General features: G+C 42.6%; 10 protein-coding genes. 6 read left to right on the plus strand and 4 right to left on the minus strand.

Features of this window, described 5'->3' with window-relative positions; genetic code table 11:
• Nucleotides 1–14: 14 nt before the first annotated feature.
• From B4K11_RS14855 to B4K11_RS14865, 3 genes are all read right to left on the minus strand, one after another.
• Nucleotides 15–842 carry a potassium channel family protein gene (locus tag B4K11_RS14855; RefSeq protein ID WP_292953355.1) on the minus strand — a complete coding sequence of 276 codons (828 nt, stop codon included), beginning with the start codon at nucleotides 840–842 and terminating at the stop codon, nucleotides 15–17.
• Nucleotides 843–867: 25 nt separating this feature from the next.
• A complete protein-coding gene (locus tag B4K11_RS14860) occupies nucleotides 868–2544 on the minus strand; it encodes a BatD family protein (protein WP_292953352.1) in 1677 nt (558 codons plus the stop codon).
• A gap of 301 nt (nucleotides 2545–2845) precedes the next feature.
• Nucleotides 2846–3781: a LysR family transcriptional regulator gene (locus B4K11_RS14865; protein ID WP_292953349.1), complete on the minus strand. Its 936-nt coding sequence runs from the start codon at nucleotides 3779–3781 to the stop codon at nucleotides 2846–2848.
• A 167-nt stretch (nucleotides 3782–3948) separates the two neighbouring features.
• On the opposite strand from B4K11_RS14865, the gene B4K11_RS14870 reads away from it, so the two are divergent.
• From B4K11_RS14870 to B4K11_RS14890, 5 genes are all read left to right on the plus strand, one after another.
• The gene (locus B4K11_RS14870) at nucleotides 3949–5604 is read left to right on the plus strand and encodes a thiamine pyrophosphate-dependent enzyme (protein WP_292953346.1); all 1656 of its coding nucleotides are present in this window, start codon (nucleotides 3949–3951) and stop codon (nucleotides 5602–5604) included.
• Between the two features lie 81 nt (nucleotides 5605–5685).
• Nucleotides 5686–7110: an aldehyde dehydrogenase family protein gene (locus tag B4K11_RS14875; RefSeq protein ID WP_292953343.1), complete on the plus strand. Its 1425-nt coding sequence runs from the start codon at nucleotides 5686–5688 to the stop codon at nucleotides 7108–7110.
• Between the two features lie 237 nt (nucleotides 7111–7347).
• Complete coding sequence (locus B4K11_RS14880; protein ID WP_292959448.1) at nucleotides 7348–12192, plus strand: NAD-glutamate dehydrogenase; 4845 nt, start codon at nucleotides 7348–7350, stop codon at nucleotides 12190–12192.
• Nucleotides 12193–12248: 56 nt separating this feature from the next.
• Nucleotides 12249–12470, plus strand: coding sequence for a DUF2835 domain-containing protein (locus tag B4K11_RS14885; protein WP_292953337.1), 222 nt, complete (start codon nucleotides 12249–12251; stop codon nucleotides 12468–12470).
• A gap of 224 nt (nucleotides 12471–12694) precedes the next feature.
• Nucleotides 12695–13720, plus strand: coding sequence for a quinone-dependent dihydroorotate dehydrogenase (locus B4K11_RS14890; RefSeq protein WP_292953334.1), 1026 nt, complete (start codon nucleotides 12695–12697; stop codon nucleotides 13718–13720).
• 53 nt (nucleotides 13721–13773) lie between these two features.
• Here B4K11_RS14890 and rmf read toward each other — a convergent pair whose 3' ends face one another.
• Entirely contained in the window at nucleotides 13774–13980 is a 207-nt protein-coding gene (gene rmf, locus B4K11_RS14895; protein WP_292953331.1) for a ribosome modulation factor, read from the minus strand.
• A 311-nt stretch (nucleotides 13981–14291) separates the two neighbouring features.
• Between rmf and rlmKL the strand changes: the two genes are divergently transcribed.
• Complete coding sequence (gene rlmKL, locus B4K11_RS14900; protein ID WP_292953637.1) at nucleotides 14292–16433, plus strand: bifunctional 23S rRNA (guanine(2069)-N(7))-methyltransferase RlmK/23S rRNA (guanine(2445)-N(2))-methyltransferase RlmL; 2142 nt, start codon at nucleotides 14292–14294, stop codon at nucleotides 16431–16433.
• Nucleotides 16434–16527 lie beyond the last annotated feature (94 nt).

The raw sequence follows: 16527 nt of genomic DNA on the forward strand, positions 1-16527 counted from the left end.
GGTGTTCTATCAGGCTATTTATCTCTGTCCTTTTCTAAACGTGAGAGTGCTTCAAGCGTTTGATCAAGTCTAAGCTCAATGCGTTCGAGCTTTACCTCTAAGCCTTCAATTTTTTTGATATTACGATCCTCTTTCTCACTGATCTCACGTTCATCCTGCTCAATAAAGAAAACAGAAAAACTTGCTGTCAGCATGGAAAACATAGCTAAGCCCATTAGGATGAGGAGTGCACCAAAGATTCGCCCTTCTGTCGTTTGCGGGACTAGGTCTCCGTAGCCGACTGTTGTGACGGTGACCCAAGCCCACCATAAGCCGTCCATGGGTGTTTCAAAGGCGGGGTCTATGCCAGAGATTAATAACCCAGAAATAATTAAAATAATAAAACATACAAACAGAGTGGTACCTAAGTTATGGCGGGAGAGTAAATCGCGCGTGTCTTTCGATACCCTAATAAATATTCCGATGGTTAATGCCAGACGCATTGTACGAAGTAGACCTGTGTAGAATGTATCTACGCCCCATAGAATAGGTAGCCCACCAAGTACGATGAGGGGGCTCATCCAGTTTTGTTTTAAGTAGCGGGTTTTGTTATCTACCAAAAACAGCATAGTGATTAACTCACCAAGGAAAATAAGCCAGATGAGCCAATCGGATGTGAAAGCTGTGTATTGGTTATCGAGCCCTTTTGATTGGATATACCAGTCGATTAATATCCAGATAGCAGCCAGTACCATAGGGGCTTCAAGTCTTTTCCCCCAAAGCTTGGCACGACTATTTTCTTTGGAATCTACGCCACCTAATCCGATGAGTCGCATAAGCGCTGAATGCTTTGCGTATTCCATGAGTCATAAATCCTATATGAATAAACTAGTTTGTATGGAGAGCATACTCTTCATATTCAGTGTTGCTATCAAACTGCGTGCGTTGTCTACGATTACGTATTTTGTCAATCGCTTCAAGGAGAAGGTCCCCTTGCCATACTTCATTGTCATTACTGTATAGATGCTGCTCAAGATCTAAAATTAAGAAATTGAGAGTGTGATTATTAGCGTACTCACAGATATGTTCAAAAGAGTGTAGCTCTGCATCGTTCCAAAATATTTGCCCCCATTCTATTAGACGAAGTTGAGCTATTTCGGGATTGTTTTGATTGCATGCCATAGATAGTGCCTGAAAAGTGTTTTTTTCAGCAATATCTGAGGCAACCTGATCCCTTAAATCCTGTTCGTGCTGTAGTTCAGTTTCACTCTCTACGGCATTTTGTTGCAGCCGGCGAAGTTGGTTAAAAGAATATATACAACCTAAGGTAGTCAGTAGACTAATCGCGGTGAGTAGCCAAATTAGCAGATTAGATGAATTGGATTGGCTCGTGACACTATTGTGTTGCGGGACGAGAGACGCTTGTTTGGAGGATTGCGTTTCAGTGTATGTCAGCATTGAGGTTTTGATAGTTCGTTCGGAGATCTTCGAGATTTCTAATTTTTCTGTCTGTGTATTCCACCAAGGGATCTCAATTGCAGGAATAGTGGTGCCTTGGTCATTATGTGGCGTAATCAATAGCTCTTCGACCCGTTGACTGATGATGCCTTGCTCCGTCATCTGTTCTTCGAGTACTACGTTTAAGAGTTTGATATCTGCATCTTTATGATTCAGTGGAGATAAGGAGGGTAAATTTGAAGCCGGTACCCCTTCCGCTTCCATTGTGATGAAGCGCGTGATTGATTTCCCTGACTCTGATTCCGTATATTCTGATAGGTTATCTTCAATGTGAATACTACTCGCAGGCAGCCACAGCTTATTGGCAGTCGTTATTGCTTTGGGTAAAACTGATATGAGTAGAGGGGCGCTGTTTAACTCAACTAAAGATCCGTTATTCAGCGAACCACTAAAGAAAAGTGATGATATTTCTATAGTACCTTCCTTGAGAGGGAAGATCGTGTAACTGTTTTCGGTTACTGTAAAGTTTTGTCCGCGAATAATTGTTGAATATTCTTTTTGCTCTTCAAGGGGCTTTATTAAAGCGTCATCAGATTCCGGTTGCGTCAGATTAAAATCATTAGGCAGTGGTGAAAGGTGGAAAACTTGTGCACGGAGGATGATTTGCCCGTTGATGTAAGCTTCATCTTTATCAACGTTTACTTTTAGAAAAATCGAACGAAGAGAGCCTTCACCAGCTGCTGTATTCTGGTCTGCGGGAAGTATAGATATGGCTAGTTCAGGACTGCTTTCAGTGCCGATTTGTATCGAAGGAATGATTTTTTCACCATCACCTATTGGCCTAAGCAGTAGCACCCAACGAGTCTTGGTCACAACCTTATTGGTACTGTGACTTGATACCGTGACTTTTTTGGTACCTAAAATAAGATACTCATGTTGCAACATTCTAAGATCTGGACGTGTGACATCGAGCTGATCTGTTTCTAATGTAAGGGTTAGTTTTTCACCTTGATAAAGCGTTGATTGATCTACTTTGGCAGTGACCGCCGCGTAAAGGGGAGATGTAAATAAAAAAATAAGCAGCAAAGTAGAAAAACGATTTAGCAATGCAATTTCCTATGGTCAAAATTTGAGTAGCGCTAGGGTCAAAATGTTATCAGCTTAATAGTATATGAATGACTGTAACTATTTCATTATGAGTAAAGTCAAAGGTCATAGCAATGGTTCTTCCGAGGGAGGTTAAGGTAAATTCTCTTACTTGGTTTACTCTTGTAAAAATATGGCCAGCTAACGGCTTTCTACTGGTTAGAAAGTGTTTGTTTAACGACCTTTTGTTTACGTAGGGTGTGAACTTTGTAAAGCGCTGGTTTAGAGAAAGTTCGCAATAAGGAGGCTGCTTTTCTCTGTTTTATTCTGATGTTGGCAAACAGCCTCTCCAGTTATTTTTTTGGTGTTCTTGAGCGGTACACTGCTTAACTAGCTCGATGATCTTTAATGTTATGTTTCGGATAGGCCGGCTCATGTCGGTGGCTATGTATACATTTCGGAATATCTCAGGCTCGATAATTTTTAAGCTCTTAATTTGCTGAGTCTCCTCTAGATGATACAGCGCAGAGGAGGGTAAAATCATATTGCAGTGCCCTTCGCAGACAAACCTGAGCCCTGTTAACAGCTGACCATATGGGCGGCGCTTTCTTAACTTAATGCCTGTTAGTTTTTCATATTCACTTAGGATATGCCCGAGTGACTCCTTCTCCGATGTGGTGACGACCTCATACTCAGGTAGAGACGTGAATTTAATTTCGTCTGTCTGTTTCTGTTGGGCGTTTGGGCTGGTGGCGAAGAAAAGGTTCTCTTTAATTAAAAGCTCACGGCGGATATTTGGGTTATCTAGGCCATCCTCATAAACCACAGCCATATCGGCTTCACCGCTGTTCAGTAAGTCGAGCACTTCATAAGACAATCCAGTACGAAGATCTAGTTCAATATCTGGAAATTTTTGTTCGATGATATTAGATAAAGGCATGGCTAATATATTGATGCTGGCTTGGTTCATTGCGACGACAATTTTGCCCTTAGGGTTGCCTTCAGCTTCAGCAATATCATTGAGTGCTCTATCCAATTGGTTTAGCACTGTGCGCACATGTGCTTCAAAAATAGCGCCCGCTTCGGTCAGCTGTACGCCGCGATAGTCACGTATAAATAGAGTTGTTTTCAGCTCATGTTCGAGTTTCGCCATTTGTAGGCTAAGTGCTGGTTGTGCGATGTCTAATTGTCGAGCGGCTGCCGCAATACTTTTAGTTTCAACAACCTGCAGAAAGTAATTGAGTTGCTTGGTGTTCACAGTCTTTGCCTAGTAACGGAGGTTATGAGTAGACTATAACTATTTAATTATACCCTGTATATATTCTTTATAGTTCCGCTATATCTTTTGCTTTTCTAATATCTCAGTCAGATCAGCCATGAATGATAATAAAACCAATGGCTAAATTTGAAGGTGAGTAGAAGAATATGACATCACGTATGACGGGTGGCGAAGCCATTATTGAAGCGGCAATTGCAAATGGAACTGATACTGTGTTTGGTATTCCGGGCGCGCAAATTTATCCATTGTTTGATGGGATCTATAAGTCATCTATCGATTTGATTGTGCCGCGTCATGAGCAAAGCGCGGGTTATATGGCGATGGGGTATGCAAAATCAACCGGGAAAACAGGTGTGTTTTCAGTCGTTCCCGGCCCCGGTATTTTGAATACGACCGCCGCTTTGTGTACGGCGATGGGTAATTGTAGCTCTCTTATCGGTCTTACAGGTCAAGTACCTTCCTCCTTTGTAGGGAAGGGGCGTGGTCATCTGCATGAGCTGAGTGATCAGGCGGGAACATTACGCACAATTATTAAAGATGCCGTTAGCATTAATGATGCTCAGCAAACGTCTACGCAGGTGAATAAAGCGTTCCAAATGGCCCGTAGTGGTCGCCCTGGTCCTGTTAGTATTGAAATGTGCTGGGATACGATGGCGGCAGAGCATGATGTTAGCTTTGAAACCGTGGCACAAAAGCCTGATCTCCCTGAAATAAATTTAGATGAGATCAATGCGGCGGTAGAACTCTTACGTACGGCTAAAAATCCGATGATTATGTGTGGAGCGGGAGCGCAACACGCATCTGAAGAGGTGCTTGCTCTGGCTGAACTATTCAATGCGCCTGTCACTGCTTTCCGTAGTGGACGTGGTGTTGTCGCGGAAGATCATCCTTTAGGCGTCCCTCCGGTAGCTGCACGTGAGTTGTGGGACGGTGTGGATGTATTGATCGGTATTGGTTCGCGTGTAGAGATGCCCTATATGCGCTGGGGTAATTATATGGAATACCAGCAAGCGCCGGAAAAGGGGCCTAAGTTAATTCGTATTGATATTGACCCTGCGCAGATGGAGTCCTTTATTCCTGATGTGGGTATTGTGGCAGATTCAGCAGAAGCTTGTCGTTTACTGGTTGATAAGTTAGCGGATCAGGTTTCACCGAATAAAAATCGTTTAGATGATATAGCTACAGCTAAATTCGTTGCGTGGAATGCGATTCAGAAAGTACAACCACAGCTCTCATATCTTGAAGTGATTAGAGATGTCTTACCCCGCGATGGTTTTTATGTGCCTGAATTATCTCAAATGGGTTTTGCTACTTGGATTGGTGGTTTGCCGGTCTTAGCACCGCGAACTTACATAGAAGGCGGTTTTCAAGGAACCCTCGGTTATGGCTTCCCAACCGGCTTAGGTGTCAAAGTCGCAAACCCTGATAAAGCGGTTGTTTCAGTCTGCGGAGACGGTGGTTTCATGTTCGGCGTACAAGAATTGATTACGGCGGCAGAGCATAACATCGGGTTAGTGACACTGGTCTTTAATAACAACGCTTACGGTAATGTTCGTCGTGACCAAGAGCAGAGTTATGGAGGCCGTTTTTCGGGCTCTGAATTACAAACCCCTGACTTTTTAAAACTAGCAGAAAGTTTTCATGTAAAAGGCTATAGGGTAACGACGCCTGCTGAATTGAAGCCTGTTTTAGCAAAATGCATTGAAGCTAATGCACCTGCTTTGATTGAGGTGGTTTGTGAGCGTGGTTCTGAAGCTTCACCTTGGGAGTTTATTCATATGACCCAGCGTTTATCAGAATAATAAATAACTAATGAATACGCGCTTTTCGGTTAAGTCGTGCGTGTTGAATATTTATAAAAATAAGAAAAGAAGAGGCGAGTTATGCAGCATTATAAGATGACAATCGGTGGTCAGAGCGTTGACACAGAGAATAAATTTGCGGTTATAAATCCCGCAAAAGGACAGCATTTTGCAACTTGTGCTTTAGCGACGACAACCGAGGTTGATGCCGCAGTTAAGGCAGCTAGACAGGCGTTTACCGAATGGAGCAAACGGCCGGATGGTGAGCGCCAACATCTTATGCATGAAATTGCACAGCTGCTTGAAACGAACATGCCGGAGCTAGCACAGCTTATTACGCAGGAAACAGGGAAGCCTCTTAATGGTCTGAATGGCGTGGGTGCCAATATGGAGTTAATGGGCTCTATTGGCTGGAGTCATGTGACGGCTGACATAGAGTTACCTATTGATATCATTCAAGACAATGACGACGCTTATGTGCAAGCTTATCGAAAACCTTTAGGCGTAGTCGCTTCCATCACTCCGTGGAACTGGCCACTTATGATTGCCATTTGGCATGTGATAGCGGCGCTTAGGGTGGGTAATACGGTTGTTATTAAACCCTCTGAAAATTCACCACTTTCTACCGCACGCTTTGTTGAACTAGCTAATACGGTTTTACCATCAGGTGTTTTGAATGTTGTGACGGGCTTTGGGGATCTAGGACAGGCACTGGTATCTCATGATGATGTTAATAAAGTTGTGTTTACCGGTTCTACTGAAACCGGCAAGAAAATTATGGCATCGGCTTCGGGTAATCTTAAGCGTCTTACATTAGAGCTGGGTGGAAATGATGCGGCCATCGTTTTGCCTGATGTGGATGTGAAAGCGATCGCCCCAGAGTTGTTTGGCGCTGCGTTCCATAACAATGGACAAACCTGCGCGTGTTTAAAGCGTCTTTATGTGCATGAAGATATCTATGACTCTTTGTGTGATGAATTAGCTGCTTTAGCGAAACAGATTAAAGTAGGAGATGGCCTTGAAAGTGATACTCAACTAGGGCCATTACAAAATGAAGCGCAGTTACAACAAGTGATGGGCTTAGCTGCATCGATCGAAAACAGTGGCGGTCGTATTCTTGCGGGTGGTCACCGAATCGAGCGAGATGGCTTCTTCTTTGAGCCCACTGTTGTTGCTGATCTGACGAATGGCACGCCCTTGGTTGATCAGGAGCAGTTTGGCCCTATCTTGCCAGTGATCAAAGTAACTGATGCTGAGCAGGGCCTTGAATTAGCTAACGATAGCCAAAATGGATTAGGCGGATCTGTTTGGTCTGCTAACTCTGAAATCGCAACGGAGTTAGCGCAACGTTTAGAGTGCGGCACTGCGTGGGTTAATTCCCATGGAGATGTGCAGCCTGACGCACCTTTTGGCGGCGTTAAGCAATCCGGTGTTGGTGTTGAGTTTGGACGTTATGGTCTAGAAGAGTGTACATCCTTGCATACGCTGAAAATTAAACGAGCTTAGGTGCTTATTCAAGTTCAGGGTTGATAGATTATAGGGGCTGAAATGCCCTTTACTTAATTTGCTTTTTACCTACATTTTTTATTCCTACGGATTGTTTCGTTGCTATTTTTAACGACGCTTTTTGAATGAAAAAAGTGTCGCAGAAGGGCTAAGTTTTTCTTCTCAATTATCACAAACTTTAACTTTGGTACTACATAAACCGCTCTCACTGTTTTTTTATCTATACTGTTGATAACGATGAAAAAAATTGAGGGCGTTATGGATAATTTTAAGTCAAATGAGAAAGCCAATATTCTTACGCTCCTTGATGAGATAATTGAATCTAAACTAACGGAACAACGGGCAAAAGATCTCACTGATTTTGCTCAGCTCTACTACTCTTCCGCATCATTAGCTGACCTTAAAGAATGGAAAATAGAGGATCTATACGGCTCTACTCTTGCGTGTCGTTCTTTTATTCAATCAAGGAAAAGAGAGCAAGCTAAAGTTCGCGTGTTCAACCCTGATTACGGGCAACATGGTTGGCAATCGACCCATACAATAATTGAAGTCCTACTCGAAGAGATGCCCTTTGTTGTTGATTCCCTTCGTATGGAATTAAACAGCCGGAACCTAACCATCCATGCTATCCATAATGCTGTCCTGACAATGCGAAGAGATAGCGATGGTGAGTTGATAGATGCATTTAGTAAAACTAGCCGGGCGAAGAATACTCATCGTGAACTGCTTGTTTCGATACAAGTGGATCGCCATACGGGTGTCAAGGAGCTACAAGCGTTAGAGCAGTCTCTGTTACATGTGCTTGAAGATGTGTCTATGGTGGTGGAAGACTTTGAGGCCATGACCGAGAAGTGTGATGCTCTTACGGAAGACTTTGCCAAAGGAGTTATTGGTTTTGAGTCGGGTATTACTGACGAAGTACATGATTTTATCGGTTGGTTAAAAGAGCATTTTACCTTCTTAGGTTATGATGAATACAAACTGGTTTCTGAAGAGGGTAAGCAAATATTAGTGGCTGCTGCGGGTAGTCAATTTGGCTTATTAAAATTTTGCGATGAGCATTGTAGATCAGCTCTAGTGAATGACAACGATCGAGATGCTGAGGGTTTCGTATTAATTCCTGACATACTGTCTTTTACCAAATCTAATCACAAATCCACTGTACACCGTCCTATTTACCCTGACTATATTAGTATTAAACGTTATGACGATCAGGGGAATATCATAGGGGAAAGCCGTTTTCTTGGTTTATATACTTCCAGTGTGTATATCCAAAGTTCTCGCCAAATTCCAATTGTGCGTCGTAAAGTTAATTTGATAATGGAGAAGTCGGGCTTGCACCGCCAAGGCCATGACTGGAAAGAGCTGTTACAGATTTTAGAGATACATCCCCGTGATGATCTTTTCCAAGTTAATGTTGATGATCTTTATCATACGGTGATGGGGATACTGCAGATCCACGAACGGCGACAGATTCGCTTGTTTATTCGCAGAGATTACTTTGGTCAGTTCTACTCATGCTTAGTGTATTCCCCAAGAGATATTTACAGCACTGAGTTTAGGCGCAAAGTAGAAGAGCGGCTGCGTTTAGAATTGGGCTGCGATCAGGTCGACTTCACTACTTACTTCTCTGAATCTATTCTCACGCGGACACAATTGATTTTACGCGGTGAAAATATTGCTCAAACTTTTGATGCTTCTCAACTAGAAGTACAAATTAGGCAGGCTGCTAGGAGTTGGTCAGATGACCTTCGAGACGCATTGGTTGAAGCGTTTGGCGAAGAGTCGGGAACGACAACTTATAATGCATATGGTGGCGGATTTTCTCCAAGTTATACGGCTGATTTCTCTCCACGTACAGCAGTGGTTGATCTTCAGTATATTGTCCAATTATCAGATGAAAACCCTTTAAAACTAAGCTTTTATCAGGCCCTTGAAAGGGAACAGGATAGCTTGAACTTTAAGCTGTTTAGTTTGGGGGCTTCATTACCCTTATCGGATGTGATTCCCGTACTAGAGAATTTGGGTTTGAGGGTTATAGATGAACACCCTTATAGGATTGAGGGGCAAGAGCAGCATATTTGGATTCATGATTTTACCTTGCATTATATTGGCACAGGTGAGGTTTCTTTAAGTACGTTAAAAGATGTCTTTGAGGATGCGTTCTTAAAAGTATGGCAAGGACTCGCTGCGAGTGATGAGTTTAACCGTTTAGTCTTGGGCGGTAGTATCAGTTGGCGTGAAGTCGCCATGCTAAGAGCTTATGCCGCTTATATGAAGCAGATAGCCTTTCCGATGAGTCAGGAGGCAATTAGTAATACGCTTAATACATATGTTGATATTGCCGCGCGCTTAGTCAGCTTCTTTCAAGCACGGTTTGAACCCAATAATGACGCGAACCAAGAAGAGATTGAACACGCTATTTTAACGGGTTTAGACACTGTACTTAGCTTGAATGATGATAGGGTAATTCGTGAATACTTAGCGTTGATAAAGGCAACCTTGCGCACTAATTACTATCAAGAAGTCGATGGTCATTTAAAATCATACTTTTCTTTTAAATTAGCGCCCGAGCTGATTCAAGATATTCCTTTACCTAAACCGAAGTATGAAATATTTGTCTTCTCGCCTGAAGTGGAAGGAGTGCACTTACGAGGCGGTAAAGTGGCTAGGGGAGGATTACGTTGGTCGGATCGTTTAGAAGATTATCGTACGGAGGTTCTTGGGCTAGTAAAAGCCCAGCAGGTTAAAAATGCGGTGATTGTTCCGGTCGGTGCAAAAGGTGGTTTTGTTGCTAAGAAACTCGTAGATACAATGAGTCGAGAGCAATGGAGTACTGAAGGTGTACGCTGCTATAAAATGTTTATTAGCGGCTTGCTGGATGTAACTGATAACTTAGTTGATGGGGCTGTAGTGCCACCAGAATCGGTTGTTAGGTACGATGAAGATGATACCTATCTTGTGGTTGCGGCGGATAAAGGAACGGCTACTTTCTCTGATATCGCTAATGAAATTGCAGATACCTATTCCTTTTGGTTAGGTGATGCTTTTGCATCCGGTGGTAGCTTGGGTTACGACCATAAAAAGATGGGTATTACCGCCAGAGGAGCTTGGGTCTCTGTTGAACGTCATTTCCGTGAAATGGGGATTAATACGGATAAGCACGATTTTACAGTGATGGGTATTGGAGACATGTCAGGTGATGTTTTTGGTAATGGTATGTTGTTGTCAAAACATATCAAATTAGTCGCTGCCTTCAATCATCTGCATATATTCATTGATCCAACTCCGGATGCTGCGAAAAGCTGGAAAGAGCGCGAGAGGTTATTTGAGCTGCCGCGCTCTTCATGGTCAGACTACGATAAATCGCTTATTTCAAAAGGGGGCGGAGTATTTGAACGTAGTAGTAAGTCCATCAAACTTACGCCTGAGATTCAGAAATTAATCGGTTTGGATAAAAGCGCAGTGCCCCCTACCGAGCTTTTAAGTGCGTTACTCCGTAGCTCTGTCGATCTATTGTGGAATGGAGGGATAGGTACTTATGTCAAAGCTGAATCAGAAACTGATTCGGATGTCGGTGATAAAGCCAATGACCCTATTCGTATAAACGGGAGTGAACTCCGTTGCAAGGTGATAGGGGAAGGCGGAAACCTCGGAATGAGTCAGCTTGCGCGTATGGAGTACGCACTGGCTGGTGGGCGGATGAATACAGATTTTATTGATAATGCAGGCGGAGTAGATTGTTCTGACCATGAGGTAAATATCAAAATTTTACTTAATGGCGTCGTTGATAATGGGGATATGACCCGTAAGCAGAGAAATATCCTTCTTGAAGAGATGACCTCAGATGTCTCAGGGCTGGTTTTACAAAATAACTATCGTCAAGTTCAAGCGATCTCGATGGCAGAATCACGTTCACTGGAAAATCTCTCTGAATACCAGCGTTATATCTCGCATATGGAAAATGCTGGGAAGTTAAAGAGAGCATTGGAGTTTTTGCCCTCCGATGATGTGATCAATGAGCGTCGAAGTTCGGATGTTGGACTGACACGCCCAGAGCTCTCTGTTCTTATCTCATACAGTAAGGCTGAATTAAAAGAAGCCTTGAGTTTGTCAGATGTACCTGATGATCCATATCTAAGTACAGAGCTGTTTAGCGCGTTTCCTGATCGTTTGTTAACGGAGTATCAGGGTGAGTTAGTGACCCATCGATTGAGAAGGGAGATCATTGGGACACAGATAGCGAATCATATGGTTAATATGATGGGTATTAACTTTGTTGATCGATTAAGAATATCAACGGGGGCCGATGAAGCCACGATCGCTCGGGCTTATGTTGTTGCTAGGGATGTTTTTGATATTGAGTCACTCTGGCAACAAATAGAAAAGCTTGATCATAAAGTGAGTAATGAAATACAAATCAAGATGATGCATGAATTACAGCATTTAATGCGTCGCTCTACACGGTGGTTTGTACGTAATCGCCGAACAGCTTTAGATTGTACTGCTGAAGTCGAACGCTTTAGTCATAAAGTGAGTAAAATATTTAATAAGCAAGATTCTATTCTATGCGGTAACCCTCTACAGCGTTGGGAAAGAACAAAAGAATATTATGAGCAGGCGGGTGTGCCTGCGAAGTTGTCTAAACAAGTGGCTGGTGCTCGGTGTTTATTTGCTTCACTAGGTATTATTGAAGTGGCTGATATGGCGCAAGCGCTAACAGATAAAGTGGCAAAAGTTCACTTTGGGTTAGGCGAGCGCTTGGAGCTAGATTGGCTATCACAGCAGTTAAATACTTTACCTGTCGATAACTATTGGCAAGCTCTGGCGAGAGAGGCGTTTAGGGATGATCTGGATTGGCAACAACGAGCGATTGTCTCTACGGCAATAAAAGCTGAAGTCAAAGGAGATTCTGTTCAGAATATTATAGAAAACTGGTGTGTCGATAATGCGTGTCTGTTGACCCGTTGGGAAAATGTTTTAAGTGAACTTAAAAATGCTAAAAAAAATGAATACGCAATGTATACTGTCGCATTGAGAGAGTTGTTTGATTTGGCTAAAACGAGTCAATTCAGTAATTAGACGATGCTGCCCTTGCGGGCGGTTTAGCTAGCGTAAATTATCTTTATTATTTCAGTATGCAATCAATCACAATCGAAATAAAAATACCGACAGAAAAATATATGTTGTTGTACCAAGGCGTCGCGCAAAATGTATATACGCGAGCCATTGATGGACGTAGCGTTCAATTTCCAGCCAAAATACTAAAACCCTTTTTGTTACGTGATGGTATTAATGGCCGATTTAATCTTTTTTTTGATGATCAAGGTAAATACAAAGGGATTGAGAAGGTGGGTTAGTCGCTAGGAAGCGACAACCATCAGATATTTTGCTTATCTACTTTCCTTGATTTAATTCTTTTTGCTTATGTGGTCTTTAGCGGTTTTTTATAAGTATAAGCATGCTCTAACGTTATGTTTCTCTTATAAAATAGAGAAATGAGCAAATTTGATCATTCATAGGCTATGTCATTCTGATTAAGGCTCGCCTATAATCGTGCAAATTTTTGCCAGTTGGTATCCTTATGTTGTATTCACTTACTCGATCTTTAATGTTTCAGCTTGATCCAGAGCTTTCACATAATGTAGCGCTTCATTCAATGAATTTAGCCTCTACGTTGGGTGTTAATAAGATGTTGGGCGCTGAAAAATTATCTGATCCGGTTCAAGTTATGGGTATAAATTTCCCTAACCGAGTGGGTTTGGCTGCGGGTTTAGATAAAAATGGTATTGCTGTCGATGGTATGGCTGCGATGGGTTTTGGTTTTGTGGAAGTTGGAACTGTCACGCCTAAGCCCCAAGAGGGTAATCCAAAACCCCGTATCTTCCGTTTGCCTGAACAGTGCGCCATTATTAACCGCATGGGCTTTAACAATGCGGGGGTTGATGAACTTTTATCAAACTTAGATAAAAGTCGTTACAACGGCGTTTTAGGCATTAATATTGGCAAAAATAAAGATACGCCTAATGAGCAGGCAAATGATGACTATCTTTACTGTTTGCGCAAGGTTTATGCGCGTGCCAGCTATATTACAGTGAATGTTTCTTCTCCTAATACCCCGGGCTTACGTACATTGCAGTACGGTGAGTCTTTGAATAGCTTATTGGGTGCTTTGAAGTCTGAGCAAGCTAAATTAGCTAAGTTCCATGATCGTTATGTGCCTATTGCCGTTAAAATAGCACCGGATATGACAGAAGAGGAGCTAGTACTTGTTGCAGCTTCTTTGAAGTCTTATGAAATGGACGCAGTGATTGCAACGAATACAACCCTTTCACGTGAAGGCGTTGAAGGCTTAGAGTATGCAGATGAAGCGGGTGGGCTTTCAGGTGCGCCGGTTCGTAATAAATCTACTAAGGTCATTCGTATTCTTGCCAAAGAGCTTGATGGTGCACTACCTATCATTGGTGTAGGTGGTATTACTGAAGGTTTTGATGCCGCTGAGAAAATTGAAGCGGGTGCAAGCTTAGTGCAGGTTTACAGTGGATTTATCTATCGTGGACCTAAGCTAGTGGCTGACTCTGTTCGTGCGATTCAGCAGTTATCAGAATAAATACTGAAAATAGCTTTATATAAAAAGGCTCCCAATTGGGAGCCTGTAAAAAATTAATGGAGTGCGGGATCTGCTTGTATTGCTGAAACTCCGTCCATACCGCTCCAATGAGCTTCGCGTCCTTGGCGCCATCCGCTCATCCAGTGACTTCTGAGGTCTGTTGTATTAACCGGGCAGACATCCCGGGATTTACCATTTAATCCGGCTTGAAAGCCTCGATTGAAAAGTGTGTTAGTACGATCACGCTTTTGTCTCTTCATGTAGTAGAGCCTCTCTTGATGTTTTTAGTTTTTGAGAGCAGCGGTTCCTTGAGGCATGGTATCCGCTTAAAATCTACCTATCGGTTGTTAAACAATATTAGGTAGATATCTATAAATATCGAAAAAAACGCCCGAGCGCGATTGAATGTAGCTATCAGGGTTAATGTGTTAATAGTTGAACTTAGTGTGTGGGTGCAAAAAAACGAGTGCATTCATTAAGTTAGATCGCTAAATGTTTTTTATGTGATGTGGTGAATATTTTTCATCGTATTCATGAAATGAATGAAATTCTTATTAGAGTAAAGATTCCTATGAAACTGTTCCTGACATGCCCGAAAGGTCTTGAGTTGTTACTTGAAGAGGAGCTGCATCAGCTCGGTATTGAAGATACAAAGCAAACGGTGGCGGGTGTTCAGTGTCATGGAGAACTTGAAGATGCATATCGCATCTGCTTGTGGTCTCGTTTAGCTAACCGTGTCTTAGTGCCTGTTTATGAAGGTGAGGCAGAGACAACTGAAGAGCTCTATGAGGCCGTTCAACAAGTGCATTGGTTAGATCATATGCGCAGTGAAGGCTCATTATTAATCGACTTTTCAGGGCAAACTCGGGCAATTAATAATACCCACTTTGGCGCTTTGAAGGTAAAAGATGCGATTGTTGATCAGATCAGGGATCTTACCGGAGCTCGACCTAATATTGATAAAGTAGCACCTGATCTGCGTATTAATGTGCGTATGCATCGTGGCAAGGTGACGGTAGCGATAGATCTATCAGGAGATAGTCTACATAGACGCTCTTATCGCTTGAAGGCGGGTAAAGCGCCGATGAAGGAAAATCTAGCTGCCGCAGTACTCACACGTAGTGGATGGCCTAAACGTATTGAGGATTACGATTTGTTACTCGATCCTATGTGTGGTTCTGGAACGCTTCTAATTGAAGCGGCCATGATGGCTGCCGATATTGCTCCTGGCTTGCATCGTAAGCGTTATGGCTTTTCTCGTTGGACCGGACATCAGAAAGAGATATGGGATGAGTTGCTTGCTGAAGCAAATGCAAGAAAGGCTAAAGGCTTATCTCAGTTAGATATCAATTTGGTTGGGCGTGATGAAGATAAATCAGTATTAAGGTCTGCAAGACAAAATGCTGAACGCGCAGGCGTATCTGAGTTTATAGACTTTGCTGCCTGCCGAGTTGAGGATCTGCAGCGCGATGAATTACCTGAAGGTGTAGGGCTATTAGTGACTAACCCGCCTTATGGCGAGCGTTTAGGTGAAACTCAGCAGTTGATGTTTCTTTATCGTCATTTAGGGGATCGTTTGAAAGAGCAGTTTGCAGGTTGGACTGCTTCAATATTTACCTCAAATCCAGATCTATGCAAAGTCATGGGCATGCGCGCTGATAAACAGTACAAACTCTTTAATGGTGCATTGGAAAGTCGTTTATTCGTGTATCCAATATCTGAAAAACGAGCTGATTCAGCTCAGCAAGAGCAGCAGGAAGCTAAGCCATTAAGTGATGGTGCTCAAATGTTTGCAAACCGTTTGTTAAAAAACCGTAAACAGCTTTCCAAGTGGGTGAAGCGAGAAGAGATTGATTGTTACCGTCTCTATGATGCTGACCTTCCTGAATACTCTGTCGCAATCGATATCTATCGTGATGAAGTTCATGTGCAGGAGTATGCAGCTCCTAAAAAGATTGATCCAGTGAAAACCTTTGCTCGTCTTCAGGAAGTGATGAATGCCATTCCTGTAACGCTGGGTATTTCGCCTCGGAAGGTGATTCTCAAGCAGCGCAAGAAGCAGCAAGGGATTAGTCAGTATGAGAAGCAATCAGAAACCCATCGCTTTAAAGAGGTAACTGAGCATGGTTGTCGATTGTTAGTGAATTTGCATGATTATCTAGATACGGGTCTGTTTTTAGATCATCGCCCAATTCGCTACCGTATCCAGCAAGAAGCGCGCGGTAAAGACGTATTAAATCTTTTTTGTTATACAGGTACCGCTTCAGTGCATGCAGCAAAAGGAGGCGCTAAAAGTACAACCAGTATAGATATGTCGGCGACCTACCTTAATTGGGCCAAGCGTAATTTAGATCTTAATGGTTTTGATAATGCTGCTCATCATCAGATTCAAGAGGATTGCCTTAAGTGGCTGCGCCTTCAACGAACCGCTGCATACGATATGATTTTTATGGACCCGCCAACGTTTTCAAATTCTAAGCGCATGGAAGGAGTATTAGATGTGCAGAGGGATCATGTTGATATGGTTGATGCTGCCATGAGGCTGTTACGTAGCGATGGTGTGCTGTATTTCTCCAATAACTATCGCCGCTTTAAAATAGATCATGATGCTTTGAGTGATTACCTTATAGAGGATATTACGCACCGCACTTTGGATCCTGATTTTAAAAGAAATAGCCGTATACATTCCTGCTTTAAAATAACACATAGATAAGCGGTCATTTTTGGTGCGTCTGCGTCATGTTGGCATAATAAATGCTTTTATATAGCGCATAAATGCTGAGTTGGAATTGAATGTTTGATTCTAT

The organism is Neptuniibacter sp. UBA6509 (assembly GCA_002435145.1).
Classification (GTDB): Bacteria; Pseudomonadota; Gammaproteobacteria; order Pseudomonadales; family Balneatricaceae; genus Neptuniibacter.